The organism is Stenotrophomonas sp. Steno-Z2 (genome assembly GCF_056393235.1).
In genome coordinates, this window is sequence record NZ_JBWJOY010000003.1 from 158,694 (window position 1) to 171,706 (window position 13,013).

The following is a 13,013-nucleotide window of genomic DNA, read 5'->3' on the forward strand; positions in this document are numbered from 1 at the left end:
CCCTGCCGTCCCCTGCGTTCCGGGTTCCTCCCCGCTCGTTGCTGCCCTCTCACCCGGTACCGAGCGCGTCGGCCACGGCGCGGAACACGCGCTGCATCTCCAGCGGGCGCGGCAGCACGTGCACGCTGATGCCCGAAGGCGCTAGGCCGTCGGCGAACGCCGCGTTGCCGTTCTCCTCCAACACGATGGCCGGGCCGCGGTAGCCCATGTCCTGCATCTCGCTCAGCAGCTGGCCGGCGGACAACAGCGGGATGCCGCTGTCCACCAGCACCACGTCCGGCATGCCGGCCTCCTGCAGGTGGCGCATCGCCGCCGCGCCGTCGGCCGCCAGCCGCAGGCGGTAGCCCTGGCTGGCCAGCGCGTTGCCCAGCAGCGACAGGCGCGTGGCTTCGTCGTCCACCACCAGTATCCGCTGGCCGCGGCCGGCCGGCACCGCGGGTACCGACGGTACCGCGCCGTCCTCGTGCTCCACTTCCGCCGCGTGCAGCGGCAGCAGCAGGTTGAAGCAGGTGCCCTCGCCCGGGCGGCTGGACACCGAGATCGTCCCGCCCAGGCTTTCCACGATGCGCTTGCACGACACCAGGCCCAGGCCGGTGCCGTTGGCCTTGGTGGTGAAGAACGGGCTGAACAGCCGCGCCACCGTCGCCTCGTCCATGCCGATGCCCTGGTCCTGCACGCGGATGCACAGGCGCTCGCCGTCGGTGGTGGCCACGCGCTCGGCGAGCAGGCCCAGGCGGCCACCACCGGGCATGGCCTGGATGGCGTTGAGGGCGAGGTTGAGCAGCACCTGCTGCAGTTCGGTGTAGTTGCCCTCCACCGCCATGCGGTCGTCGCGCACTTCCAGGTGCAGGTCGATGTTGCCCGGCAGGCTGCTCTTGAGCAGCATCCCCACCGCCTGGAACAGGCGCTGCAGGACGATGCGCTCGCTGCGCAGGCGCGAGCCGCGCACGAAGGACAGCATCGACTCGACCATCTCGTGGCCGCGCCGCCCGCATTCGGCGATCACGTCGGCCAGCCGCACCACCTTGGGGTCGTCGCTGCGGTCGCGGATCAGGTCCGGCACGATCAGCAGCGGCTGCAGGATGTTGCGCAGGTCGTGGCTGAGGCCGGCGGCCAGCAGGGCCAGGCTTTCCAGCCGCTGCGCGCGCATCAGTTCGTCCTCGACCCGCAGCCGCTCCATCTCGCGCCGCGCCTCGCGGATGGCGCGCGCCACCGCCGAGGGCAGCCGCGCCGGCTGGTGCTTGATGATGTAGTCGTTGGCGCCCTCGTGCAGCGCCTGCACCGCGGTTTCCTCGCCCATCGTCCCGGAGACGAAGATGAAGGGCACCTGCGGGTGCAGCTCGCGCAGGATGCGCAGCGCCTGGTAGCCGGAAAAGCCCGGCATGCTCAGGTCCGAGAGCACGATGTCCGGCGTCCAGCGCGCCAGCAGCGCGCGCATGTCGGCCTCGCTGTCGACGCGCTCGAAGCTGCCTTCCAGCCCGGCTTCGAGCATCTGGTCGCACAGCAGCTCCGCGTCCTCGGCCGAGTCCTCGACCAGCAGAATGCGCAACGGACCCAACGGTGTCCCTTTGTTGGGCATGGCGCCTTACTCCAGCTCCGGGGCCTGGTTGATGACGGCCCAGAAGGTGCCGAGCGTCTTGACCGCGTTGAAGAACTGGTCCACGTCCACCGGCTTGACCACGTAGGCGTTGACGCCCAGGTCCCAGCTGCGCGCCAGGTCGCTCTCCTCGCGCGAGGAGGACAGGATCACCACCGGCAGGCGCTTGAGCTCGTCCTCGGCGCGGATGCGCTGCAGCACTTCCAGCCCGTCCATGCGCGGCATCTTGATGTCCAGCAGCAGCACCGCCGGCAGGCCCTCCTCGCGGTTGGCGTAGGCACCGCGGCGCATCAGGAAATCCAGCGCTTCCACGCCGTCCTCCACGTGCACGATGGGATTGGCCAGGCGCGCGTCGCGCAGCGCGTCGATCGCCATTTCGGCGTCGGCGGGGCTGTCTTCGGCGATGAGGATGGTACGGAGCGGACTCATTGGGGTGGACCTCAGCTGTGCGCGTCGGGCGCAGGGGGTGGAAGGATGAAATGGAAGGTGGCGCCCTGGTCGACCTGGGCCTCGGCCCAGACGCGGCCGCCATGGCGGGTGAGCACGCGGCGCACGCTGGCCAGGCCGATGCCCGTGCCGGGGTAGTCGCTGGCCTTGTGCAGCCGCTGGAACACGCCGAACAGCTTGCCGGCGTACTGCATGTCGAAGCCGGTGCCGTTGTCGCGCACGGTGAACTGCTGGCTGCCGTCGGGCAGCTGCCGCGCGGACACGTCGATCACCGCGCGCTCGCGGCCGGCGGTGTACTTCACCGCGTTGCCGAGCAGGTTCAGCCACACCTGGCGCATCATGTTCTCGTCGGCCACCAGGATCGGCAGCGGACCGATGTTCCACTGCACATCGCGCACCGAGCCGTCGGCGCCCGCCTCGGCGCGCAGGTTGGAATCGAGCATCGCGCGCGTGTCGGCGACCAGCGACTGCATGTCCACCGCCTGCAGCCGCATCGCGCCGCGGCCCAGCCGCGAATAGACCAGCAGGTCGTCGATCAGCTCGGCCATGCGCCGCGCCGAATCGCCGATCACCTGCAGGTAGTGGCGCGACTTCTCGTCCGCGTCCTCGCCCAGGTGCCGGGACAGCTTGTCGGAGAACCCGGCCACGTGCCGCAGCGGCGCGCGCAGGTCGTGCGAGACCGAATAGCTGAACGCCTCCAGCTCGCGGTTCACTTCGGCCATCTGCTCGACCTTGCCTTCCAGCTGCCGGTTCAGCTCCTCCACGCGCAGCTGCACCGCGCGCTGCAGGGTGACGTCGCTGACCGTCATCAGTACCACTTCGTCGTCGCTGTCGGGCAGCGGCATGCGCCGGGCGTTGACCAGCATGGTCCGCACCAGGCCGTCGATGCCGCGCTGTTCGTGTTCGTAGTCCCACAGCTCGCGGCCGCGCAGCAGCACGTCGGCCAGGCGCTGGTGGACGATGGGGTCGGCCCAGGCGCCGTCGCCGATGTCCTGCAGCAGCTGGCCATTGGCGTCGCCGTCGGCCACGCCGTACAGCTCGGCGAACGCGGCGTTGTGCAGGATGATGCGCTGCTCGGCGTCGAGCAGCACGATCGGCTCGCGCACGGTCTGCAGCACGGAGTTGGCGCGGGCGCTGGCCTGCAGCATGCGCCGCTCGGCGCGCGTGCGGTGCCCGACCTGCCGCTTCAGCAGCCACAGCACCAGGCCCAGCAGCAGCAGCTGCGCCGCCAGGGTGCTCCAGGTCACGATCGTCGACAGGCGCTGCTGCTGGCGCGCGGCGGCGATGCGCCGGGCCAGCAGCTCGTCCTCGTGCTTCTGCAGCTCGATGGCGATCTCGCGCACCGGATAGTTGAACGTCATCTCCTCGATCAGCTCGCGCTGGCGCAGCGACTCGGGAGCGGCGGCGATCTCCTTGGCCAGCGCCATGCGCCGCTCCAGCATGGAGCTGATGCGGCCGATGCGCACCAGTTGTTCGGGGCTGTCGCTGACCAGGCTGGACAGCTCGTCCAGCGTCTGGCCGATGTGGTCGGCGCGGCGCAGGCGCTGCTGCAGCGCATCCGATTCCACGCCCTTGGACAGGGTCAGCGCGGCCGACTCCACGTCGCGGATGTCGGCCTGCAGAATGTACAGCCGCGCGCTCACCGCCTGGGTATGCGCCACCCAGTTGGCGGCATTGACGCTGTCGCGCGAAATCTGCAGCAGCAACAGCGACGGCACCACGACGATCAGCAGCGCGGCCAGTCCCAGACCGGCGAAGCGCCAGCGGTCCCAGCCCTCGTCGGTGAATCGATAAGCCATCCTCATTCCTTGCCTAGGGCCGGTACCAGGACCGGGATGAACGTGAACGGATTCCCAGGAACACAAGGCCATTCGCACGCATCGCCGCAGCCACGGCTCCCCTGGGACGGAAGCCGGCCGCGCGCATGCGAACCGGTCCGCAAGCATTGCATGATTCGTCGCTGGAGTGAACGCGGCGCACTGCTGCGGCCATCACGGATGCGGCGCGATTGCGCCGGTCTGCAGCGCCTGCGCGTCCACGTCGCGCACGCCCCTGACCCGGCTCGCCAGTTCCACCACCCGGTCGTGCGTGATCCGGCTGTCCACCGTGCCTTCCAGGGTGACGCTGCCCTGCAGCGTGCGCACGCGCACGTCGGCGCTGCCGTCGCGCTGCAGCGGCACCAGCGCCGCGCGGATCCGCGTGGTGATCCAGGCATCGCCCGCCTCCACCGGCAGCGCCGGCTGCGGCGCGGGCGGCTCCTGCGCGCGCAGCGACACCGCCGCCAGGCAGCACAGCCATGCGCCACACAACACCCGCCACCCGGTCTTCATGGTCCCCCTCCCTCCGCATTCATTCGCCATCGTTGGCCGCCTTCACCGCATGCCCGCCGAAACCGCTGCGCATCTGCGCCAGCATCCGGTCGGCGAAGGAATTGGATTCGCGCGAACGCAGGCGTTCCAGCAGCGAAAGCGTGATCACCGGCGCCGACACGTCCAGTTCGATCGCCTCGCTGACCGTCCAGCGGCCCTCGCCCGAATCCTGCACATAGGGCGCGATGCCTTCCAGCCGCGGGTTGCGCTGCAGCGCGTCGGCGCTGAGGTCGAGCAGCCAGGAACGCACCACGCTGCCGTGCCGCCACACTTCGGCCACCTGCGCCAGGTCCAGCGCGAACGCCTGCTTCTTCTGCATCAGCGCGAAGCCTTCGGCGTAGGCCTGCATCATCCCGTACTCGATGCCGTTGTGGACCATCTTGCAGAAATGCCCGGCGCCCACCGGCCCCACGTGCGCCCAGCCGCGGTCCGCCGCCGGCGCCAGCGCCTGCAGCGCCGGCCGCAACCGCGCCATCGCATCGGCCTCGCCGCCCAGCATCAGGCAATAGCCTTCCTGCAGGCCCCAGACGCCGCCGCTGGTGCCGCAGTCGATGAACGCCACCTGCGCCTGCTGGCAGCGCTGCGCGCGCCGCAGCGAATCGCGGTACCAGGAGTTGCCGCCATCCACCACCAGGTCGCCGGGCGAGAGCAGCGGCAGCAGCTGCTCCAGCACCGGGTCGACCACGCCGGCCGGCACCATCAGCCACAGCGCGCGCGGCGCCGGCAGCGCCCGCACCAGCGCCTCCAGCGTCGCGGCCGTGGCCACGCCGGTGGCGGCCAGCCGCTCGCGCGCCTCCTGGCCGGGGTCGAAGCCGGTCACGGCGATGCCGCCGCGGTGCAGGCGCTGCGCCATGTTGGCGCCCATGCGCCCCAGCCCGATCATGCCCAGTTCCATGTTCCACCTCGTTGGTCGATGTATGCGGTTTGCGCCGCGCAGTCGCGCAGCTGCGCCTGCAGCCAGCGCCGGAACAGCGTGGTGTGCAGATTGTGCAGGGCCAGGTCGATGCTGTACGGCGTGCGCGGGTTGCGGTCGAGCAGGCGCGCGATGTGGTAGCCCAGCGGACGGATGCCCCGGGGATGCACGTAGAGCATCAGCCCGCCATAGACCGGATCGGCGAGCAGCGCGTCCATCTGCGCCAGCAGCGGGCGCTGCGCTTCCGGCACGGCGGCGCGCAGCGCCGGGTCGCGCTCGTGCAGCAGCCGCTCGAAATAGCGCCTGCCGGCGCGCGGCATCTGCCGCGACAGCTCCCACAGGCGCCGGTTCACGGCGTCGTAATGGGCGAAGCCGCCACGCCGCGCCAGCGCCTCGGCGGCCGCCGCGCTGACGTCGGTGATGATGAAGTTCTCGGCCTGGTTGTTGATGTCGTCCAGGTGCCGCTTGTCGAAGACGTGCTCGATGAAGCCGGGCACGCCCATGAAGGCCTGCCGCCCCATCCGCGCGGTACGCACCGCCTTGCCGTCCGCGAAGAACTCGCCGGCGTTCGCGCCGAGCAGGATGCTGGGCGTGTCGTGCAGGGTGAGGAAGGTGCCGATGGACAGCTCGCCCGGCGCGAACTCGCGGTCGAAGCCGGCATCGCCGTACAGTTCGCGCTGCGTGGCCAGCTGCGCGACCTGGCGGCCGACGCCGCATTCCGAGCGCACGTGGCCGCTGTAGAACGCCTCGATGGCGGCGGAGTTGGAGGCGACCGGCGCGTAACCGCGGCCGAAGCTGCGGAAGCGCTGCCAGCCCTGCGCCCGCGCGCCGCGCAGGCCGAATCCAATCCAGCCCAGCTGCAGCGCCGAGAAGCGGTAGCCGCGGTTGTCCTGCAGCTGCGTGGCGGCGCGGCGGGCGGCATCGCCCAGCTGGAAGGCGTAGGCGCACAGGGTCGCCGGGTCGTCGAGCAGGCCGCGATGGAAACGCTCGCGCTGCGCGCGGTCGTAGCCGCGCGGCACCCGCGCCTGCAGGTCGCCATGGCGGCGCGCATCGTCCAGCGAGGCGCGGCGGCAGGGCTCGCCGCCGTGGATCTCAGGCACGGCGGCATCGGTCTCCAGCACCTGCCAGCCGAGCCGCTGCAGCAGTGGCAGCACGCAGGAGCCGCGGTCCGCGGCCGGCGCCGGCGACGACACGCCCAGCAGCGCCAGCGCGCACGCCGCCAGCCAGGCCGGGATACGGAAAGCGCGCGTCACCGCGCGGCGTCCCCGGGAGCCGCCGCCACCGGGGCCAGGTACTGCTGCAGACGCTCGAAGAAATGCCGGTAGAACACCGCGTCCTGCACCGTGCTGCTGGCCACGCGCACCAGCGAATCGTCCTTGCCGCCGAACGGCAGCGACACCGAGCCGAGCGCGCCGACGCCGACGCTGGCCGAGGTCGGCGACTTCTTCAGCGCGTAGCGGTCCTGCACCGCGCTGGCGAACACCTGCGCGCCGCCGTTGCCGCGCGGCGCGCACGACACGCGCAGCACCAGCTGCTCGTGCAGTTCTTCCCTGGGCTGGAAATTCTTGGTGGCCTCGACGCTGTCGGCGGCGGCGCGGGTGACCGCGTAGCCCTGCCCCAGCAGCGCGCGGCGCGCGGCCTCGCAGGCCTGCGCCGGGGTGGCGTCGATGTCGCGCGTATAGGTGTCGCCGGAGTCGAACGACTCGCGCACCAGCGTGGTGTCGGCGGCACGGCCGCCGCAGCCGGCCAGGGCGACGCAGGCCAGGGCCAGCAGTACACGGGAACGATGCCTGTGCATGGCTCCTCCACATCCGGGAAGGCCGTCAGCATAACGCCGCCAGCGTGCAGCCACGCTGACGGCGCCTTGACCGCGGAGACGCTGTTTTCCCTGCGCTCAGTCGGCCCAGCGGCCGGGGCCGGTGGACTGCGGCAGCACCTGCGCCGACAGCGGCCGGTCCTTCTCCAGCAGGTTCACCGCATCGGCCAGGATCGAGGCCGACTCCTTCAGCAGCGGGTCGGGGCGCTTCTCGGCGGCCTTCTCGCGCGCGGCGTCCTTGACGATGTCGCGCTCGTTGCCGGTCAGGCCGTCATCGCTGCCGTCGTCGGCCAGCGGGTCCAGCGGCAGGCCCAGCTCCTTGCGTATGTCCTGGCGCTGCCTGCGCTGCGCATCCTGCCTGTCGCGCTCGGCGCGGCGCTCGGCCTCGTTGAGCGAGACGTACTTCTTGGCCGCTTCGGTGCGGAACTGCTGCACGTCCTCTTCCCACCACTTGAACTCGCGGTCGCCCTGGATGCGCGCGGCGTGGCGCGATTCCAGCTTCGGCAGGATCGGCGCGAAATTGCCGTACCGGGTGTGCGGCACCGCGGCGATGCGGGTCCACGGCAGCGCGTTGTCGTAGGTGCTCTCGCCGAACTCGCTGGCGTCGACGCTGGCCGGGAACGCCAGGTCGGGCACCACGCCCTTGTGCTGGGTGGAGGAACCGCTGACGCGGAAGAACTGGGCGATGGTCAGCTTGACCTGGCCGAAGCGTTCCTTCTCGCTGGCGGGCCAACGGTCCAGCGGCACCACGTTCTGCACGGTGCCCTTGCCGAAGGTGGTCTCGCCGATCACCAGGCCGCGGCCGTAATCCTGGATGGCGCCGGCGAAGATCTCCGAGGCCGAGGCCGAGCCGCGGTTGATCAGCACCGCCAGCGGGCCGTCCCAGGCCACCGCCGGGTTGCGGTCGCTGTTGACGGTGACGCGGCCGCCGGATTCGCGCACCTGCACCACCGGGCCCTGCTCGATGAACAGGCCGGTCAGTTCGATGGCCTCGTCCAGCGAGCCGCCGCCGTTGTTGCGCAGGTCCAGCACCACGCCGTCGAGCTTGTCGGCCTTGAAGCCGGCCAGCAGGCGGGCGACGTCGCGGGTGGCCGAGGCATAGTCGCTGGCGTTGCGGCGGCGGCCCTCGAAATCCTGGTAGAAGGTCGGCAGCTTGACGATGCCGATGCGACGGTCCGGTTCGCCGGCGGCGCCGGGGATGCTCATGGTTTCGCCCTTGGCGGCCTGCTCGGCCAGGCGCACCTTCTGCCGGGTCAGCGTCACCATGCGGTGCTTGCCGTCCAGGCCTTCGGCGGCGGGGATGAATTCCAGCCGCACCTGGGTGTCCTTGGCGCCGCGGATCTTGGCCACCACGTCGTCGATGCGCCAGCCGATCACGTCCTCGATCTGGCCCGAGCGCCCCTGGCCGACGCCGACGATGCGGTCGCCCGGCTTGAGCGTGCCGTCCACCGAGGCCGGGCCGCCGGCGATGATCTCGCGGATCACCACCACGTCGTCCTGGCGCTGCAGCTGCGCGCCGATGCCTTCCAGCGACAGCGACATGGCCTGGTTGAAGTTCTCGGCCGTGCGCGGGGTGAAGTAGTCGGTATGCGGATCGACCGCGCGGGTGTAGGCGTTCATGAAGAACGAGAACACGTCCTCGCCCTTCACTTCGTTGACCGACTTGAGCAGGGTGGCGTAACGCTTGTCCAGGGTCTTGCGGATGTCCGCCGCCGGCTTGCCGGCCAGCCGCAGCCGCAGCCAGTCGTTCTTCACCGACTTGCGCCACAGTTCGTCCAACTCGGCGCTGGTCGCCCACGGCACGTCCTTGCGGTCGTAGTCGAAGCGCTCGTCGCGGGTGAAATCCGGTTCCTGCCGGAGCAGGCGCCGCGCGTAGGCCACGCGCTCGGTCACGCGCTGGCGGTAGACCGCGAACACCTGGAACGCCGGGTCCAGTTCGCCGCTGCGGATCGCCGTGCCGGTCTGTTCGGCCAGCGGGGCGAAGCGGTCCACGTCCTCGCGGGTGAAGAACTGCTTGCCGCTGTCCAGCGACTCCAGGTAGCGCTTGAACACGTCCTGCGAGGTCGCCGCGTCCAGCGGCCGCGGGCGGTAGGCGTAGCGGCTGTCGGACAGCAGCCCGTAGACCAGCTTGGAGGTGGTCGCCTGGTCAACCGTCGCGGTGGACGGCAGCGCCGGGGAGTCGGCGCGCGCCAGCAGCGCGGCCGGCGCGGTCAGCGCGAAGGCCAGCAGGAAAGCGGGAACTCGGTAGTTCATCAAAGTACTCGTGGCACCGGGCGATGGAGTGAGACTGCGGATGACTCGGACAACGGGACAGTGCCGGAAGTTGCAACGCTTGTCATCCGGGCGGTCCACAGCCTAGCCGCCCAGCCGTAGCGGGACGTGAACCGGGGGACAGGCCCTGGCTGCGCGCCGTCGCCCACGATCCGGGTTGCACCGTGCGGGCCGGGTCGCACGCCGTCCCTGCCCGCGTTTGCGGCGCGCGGTGGCGCCGGCCGCTGGCCGGCATCCGCACACTGTCTGGAGATGCGGGGAGGTCGCCGACCCGCTGCCTGGACGTCAGCTCACGCCACGCCGGCGCCGGCGGCCTGGCGGTCGGCGTGGTAGGACGAGCGCACCATCGGGCCGGAGGCCACGTGGTGGAAGCCCAGCGCGTAGCCGTAGTCCTCCAGCGCCTTGTATTCCTCGGGCGTCCAGTAGCGCAGCACCGGGTGGTGGTGCGGCGTGGGCTGCAGGTACTGGCCGATGGTGACCATTTCCACGTCGTGCGCGCGCAGGTCGCGCAGGGTGGCCTGCACCTGCTCCAGGGTCTCGCCCAGGCCGAGCATGATGCCGGACTTGGTCGGCACGTCCGGATGCTGGGCCTTGAACTTCTGCAGCAGGGTCAGCGACCACTGGTAGTCCGCGCCCGGGCGCACGTTGCGGTACAGGTCCGGCACGGTTTCGATGTTGTGGTTGAACACGTCCGGCGGGCTGACCGCGAGGATCTCCAGCGCGCGTTCCATGCGGCCCTTGCCGCGGAAATCCGGGGTCAGGATCTCGATCCGGGTGCCCGGGCTGAACTCGCGGATGGCGCGGATGCAGTCGACGAAATGGCCGGCGCCACCATCGCGCAGGTCGTCGCGGTCAACGCTGGTGACCACCACGTACTTCAGGCCCATGTCCTTGACCGTCTGCGCCAGGTGCAGCGGCTCGGCGGCGTCCGGCGGCTTCGGCCGGCCGTGGGCGACGTCGCAGAACGAGCAGCGGCGGGTGCAGACCTCGCCGAGGATCATGAAGGTGGCGGTGCCGTGGCCGAAGCATTCGTGGATGTTCGGGCAGCTGGCTTCCTCGCACACCGTCACCAGGCGGTTCTCGCGCAGCTTGGCCTTGAGCTGCTGCACGGCGTTGCCGGAGGGGATGCGCACGCGGATCCACGAGGGCTTGCGCAGCACCGGCGCGTCGGCGAACTGCACCGGCGAGCGGTTGATCTTGTCGCCACCGAGCTGTTTGGCGCCGGCCTGCAGCGGCGCGGACGGGGTGTCGCCCTGCACGACCTGCAGGGGAATGGAGCGGCTGGTGGATTCGTTCATGGCGTTCCGGCGGCGTCAGGGCCGCATGGTCAGGTCGGGCAATCCGGGATCGTGGCGCAGGTCCAGGCCGAACTGCCGGGCCAGGTGGGACAGCAGCACCGGCTTGACCGCCTCGATGCCCGAAGGACCGCCCAAGTCTAGCACCGAGGTCACCTGCATCCCGGCATAACCGCAGGGATTGATGCGGTGGAACGGCTCCAGGTCAAGGCCGACGTTGAAGGCCAGCCCATGGAAACTGCAGCCGCGGCGCACGCGGATGCCGAGCGCGGCGATCTTGGCGCCGCCGACATAGACGCCCGGCGCGCCTTCCAGGCGTCCGGCGACGATGTTCCACTCGTCCAGCGTGTCGATGATGGCCTGCTCGATGCGGCACACGTAGTCGCGCACGCCGATGCCGAGCCGGCGCAGGTCCAGCAGCGGGTAGACCACGATCTGGCCGGGGCCGTGGTAGGTGACCTGGCCGCCGCGGTCCACGTGCAGCACCGGGATGTCGCCCGGCGCCAGCACGTGTTCTTCCTTGCCGGCCTGGCCCAGGGTGAACACCGGGTCGTGCTCGACCACCCACAGCTCGTCGGTGGTGGCGTCGTCGCGGGCGTCGGTGAAGCGCTGCATCGCGTGCCAGACCGGCTCGTAGGCCTGGCGGCCGAGGTCGCGCAGCGTTGCCGGGCGGACCCTGGCGGCGCGCCCGGCATCGGCCGTGCAGGCGCTTACAGCGTCCACTTCACTTCCGGGTGGTTGCGCAGGGCTTCGTGGGCGGCGTCGTACTGCTCGCGGCTGTCGGCCTTGAAGGCGATGCGCACGGACACGTACTTGCCGTTGGACGAATGCTTCCAGCTGATGCGCTCGTTGAGCACCTCCACGCCAGCCTGCAGCAGCAGCCGCGGCAGCTCGCTCTCCAGGCCGATGTTGGCCGCGCCCATGGCGCTCAACTCGAAGGTGCCCGGGAACTGGAAGCCGTGTTCGGGGTTGTCGGACTTGATTTCCATGCCCGCCATTATCGGGGCGCGGGCCGGCAAACCCAAGGTCCGCAACGGCGGAAGGGCCGCTGCGGGCGGCCCTTCCGTGGAAAGCTGCGTTGTCGCGGGCACCGGGCCCGTGCCGGCCAGTGGCCGGCACCAGCCCGAAGCGTACCGGCCAGGGCCGGTACGCCCGCTTATTTGGACAGTTCCAGCAGGGTCGAGGACACCCAGCCCTTGTTGCCCAGTTCGTCCTCGACTTCCCACATCACGCCTTCCTTGTTGCCGGTCGGGTACAGCATCATGCCCGGGTCCAGCGAACGCACCGGCGCGCCGGTGCCCCTGGCGTTGGCCAGCAGGCGGCCCGGACGGGTCACCGTCACCGCCTGCTGGGCGTTGGCCGCCGAGGCGTTCTCCGGCAGGCCGCCGAGCTGGGCGACGATGTCGGTATAGGCCTGCAGGTAGGCCATGGTGATGACCTGGCCGATCTCGGTGTTGGCGTAGCCGCCCACGCCGGCCGCGCCGAAGCCGCCGCCGCCGAACAGGCCGCCGCTGGCGCCGAAGCCGATGTCGCTCTTGCGCGCCGAACCTTCGGAGATCGCGACCTGCTCGGAGGAGCGCACGTCGGTCACGGTCAGCACCACGTCCGCGGTCTTGCTGCGGAAGTTCAGGCCGCCGACGATGGCGCCGGCCTTGCCGCCGATCAGGCCGCCCAGCAGGCCGCCGATGGCGTTGCCGCCGGCGTCGCTGTTCTGCGAGATCAGGTCCGGCACCATCACGTAGTCGGCGGCCCGGATCTGGCCCTTGCCGACGTTGGAACGGCCGCGCAGGTCGCCGCTGGCGGCCAGCTCACGCTCGAACTGGCCGGCGGCCATGCCGGCGCCGCGGTCCACCAGGGTGAAGCAGCGCGAGCGGTTGACGAATACCTTGATCAGCCGCGACGGCGCCGGCAGCTGCTGGCCGGTCCACCAGTTGGTGGCGTCTTCCGGCTCGATGACCGAGATGGTGCCGATCGGGCGCTGGCACACCGGGATCTGGGCGGCCGCCTGCTTGCGCTGTTCCTGCGCCTGGGTACCGGTGTTCTTGAACGCGGCCTGCGCCGGCTGGCTGGACACGACCGAGGCGATTCCCACGGTCAGGGCAGCCGCCATCAGCGGCGAAAAGACATTACGCATATGAGTGTGTTCCCCGTTAACCTGCGCCCGGTGGGCGCGTTCCTTTGGTCTGAAAACCCAGCGACAGGGTCCTGGTCCTTGCGGGCAGCCAGTCTGGCAAGCGCGGAGTGTCGGCGGCGATGCTACCGCAGGGCCGTGACGGTTTCCAACCGCCGCCCGTCACGCTTTCCG

At 70.7% G+C, this 13,013-nt stretch carries 12 protein-coding genes; all 12 read right to left on the minus strand.

What is annotated here, in order from left to right:
- Nucleotides 1–49: 49 nt before the first annotated feature.
- Nucleotides 50–1,579 (minus strand): ATP-binding response regulator, encoded by a 1,530-nt coding sequence (locus AC06FP_RS10145; RefSeq protein ID WP_478075397.1) that lies wholly within the window; start codon nucleotides 1,577–1,579, stop codon nucleotides 50–52.
- A gap of 6 nt (nucleotides 1,580–1,585) precedes the next feature.
- On the minus strand, nucleotides 1,586–2,026 hold the full coding sequence (locus AC06FP_RS10150; protein ID WP_456118155.1) for a response regulator: 441 nt from the start codon (nucleotides 2,024–2,026) through the stop codon (nucleotides 1,586–1,588).
- An 11-nt stretch (nucleotides 2,027–2,037) separates the two neighbouring features.
- Nucleotides 2,038–3,843 carry a sensor histidine kinase gene (locus AC06FP_RS10155; protein ID WP_478075398.1) on the minus strand — a complete coding sequence of 602 codons (1,806 nt, stop codon included), beginning with the start codon at nucleotides 3,841–3,843 and terminating at the stop codon, nucleotides 2,038–2,040.
- A 192-nt stretch (nucleotides 3,844–4,035) separates the two neighbouring features.
- Nucleotides 4,036–4,374, minus strand: coding sequence for a BON domain-containing protein (locus AC06FP_RS10160; RefSeq protein WP_478075399.1), 339 nt, complete (start codon nucleotides 4,372–4,374; stop codon nucleotides 4,036–4,038).
- A 19-nt stretch (nucleotides 4,375–4,393) separates the two neighbouring features.
- Entirely contained in the window at nucleotides 4,394–5,308 is a 915-nt protein-coding gene (gene gnd, locus AC06FP_RS10165; RefSeq protein ID WP_478075400.1) for a phosphogluconate dehydrogenase (NAD(+)-dependent, decarboxylating), read from the minus strand.
- A complete protein-coding gene (locus tag AC06FP_RS10170; protein WP_478075401.1) occupies nucleotides 5,293–6,579 on the minus strand; it encodes a hypothetical protein in 1,287 nt (428 codons plus the stop codon). The genes gnd and AC06FP_RS10170 overlap by 16 nt, the downstream gene beginning before the upstream one ends.
- Entirely contained in the window at nucleotides 6,576–7,124 is a 549-nt protein-coding gene (locus AC06FP_RS10175; protein WP_456118150.1) for a DUF2242 domain-containing protein, read from the minus strand. Before AC06FP_RS10175 ends, AC06FP_RS10170 begins: the two co-directional genes overlap by 4 nt.
- 96 nt (nucleotides 7,125–7,220) lie before the next feature.
- Entirely contained in the window at nucleotides 7,221–9,395 is a 2,175-nt protein-coding gene (locus AC06FP_RS10180) for a carboxy terminal-processing peptidase (protein WP_478075402.1), read from the minus strand.
- A 308-nt stretch (nucleotides 9,396–9,703) separates the two neighbouring features.
- Nucleotides 9,704–10,711 (minus strand): lipoyl synthase, encoded by a 1,008-nt coding sequence (lipA, locus tag AC06FP_RS10185; protein ID WP_478075403.1) that lies wholly within the window; start codon nucleotides 10,709–10,711, stop codon nucleotides 9,704–9,706.
- Nucleotides 10,712–10,726: 15 nt separating this feature from the next.
- Nucleotides 10,727–11,431: a lipoyl(octanoyl) transferase LipB gene (gene lipB / locus AC06FP_RS10190; protein WP_478075404.1), complete on the minus strand. Its 705-nt coding sequence runs from the start codon at nucleotides 11,429–11,431 to the stop codon at nucleotides 10,727–10,729.
- Nucleotides 11,419–11,697: a YbeD family protein gene (locus AC06FP_RS10195; protein ID WP_456118146.1), complete on the minus strand. Its 279-nt coding sequence runs from the start codon at nucleotides 11,695–11,697 to the stop codon at nucleotides 11,419–11,421. The genes lipB and AC06FP_RS10195 overlap by 13 nt, the downstream gene beginning before the upstream one ends.
- Before the next feature lie 167 nt (nucleotides 11,698–11,864).
- On the minus strand, nucleotides 11,865–12,842 hold the full coding sequence (locus tag AC06FP_RS10200) for a CsgG/HfaB family protein (RefSeq protein WP_456118145.1): 978 nt from the start codon (nucleotides 12,840–12,842) through the stop codon (nucleotides 11,865–11,867).
- Nucleotides 12,843–13,013: the final 171 nt, after the last annotated feature.

Bases quoted from the DNA above. Each gene is read 5' to 3' on its own strand.
- AC06FP_RS10145 (WP_478075397.1), bottom strand. From the start codon at position 1,579: ATGCCCAACAAAGGGACACCGTTGGGTCCGTTGCGCATTCTGCTGGTC.
- AC06FP_RS10150 (WP_456118155.1), bottom strand. From the start codon at position 2,026: ATGAGTCCGCTCCGTACCATCCTCATCGCCGAAGACAGCCCCGCCGAC.
- AC06FP_RS10155 (WP_478075398.1), bottom strand. From the start codon at position 3,843: ATGGCTTATCGATTCACCGACGAGGGCTGGGACCGCTGGCGCTTCGCC.
- AC06FP_RS10160 (WP_478075399.1), bottom strand. From the start codon at position 4,374: ATGAAGACCGGGTGGCGGGTGTTGTGTGGCGCATGGCTGTGCTGCCTG.
- gnd (WP_478075400.1), bottom strand. From the start codon at position 5,308: ATGGAACTGGGCATGATCGGGCTGGGGCGCATGGGCGCCAACATGGCG.
- AC06FP_RS10175 (WP_456118150.1), bottom strand. From the start codon at position 7,124: ATGCACAGGCATCGTTCCCGTGTACTGCTGGCCCTGGCCTGCGTCGCC.
- AC06FP_RS10180 (WP_478075402.1), bottom strand. From the start codon at position 9,395: ATGAACTACCGAGTTCCCGCTTTCCTGCTGGCCTTCGCGCTGACCGCG.
- lipA (WP_478075403.1), bottom strand. From the start codon at position 10,711: ATGAACGAATCCACCAGCCGCTCCATTCCCCTGCAGGTCGTGCAGGGC.
- AC06FP_RS10195 (WP_456118146.1), bottom strand. From the start codon at position 11,697: ATGGAAATCAAGTCCGACAACCCCGAACACGGCTTCCAGTTCCCGGGC.
- AC06FP_RS10200 (WP_456118145.1), bottom strand. From the start codon at position 12,842: ATGCGTAATGTCTTTTCGCCGCTGATGGCGGCTGCCCTGACCGTGGGA.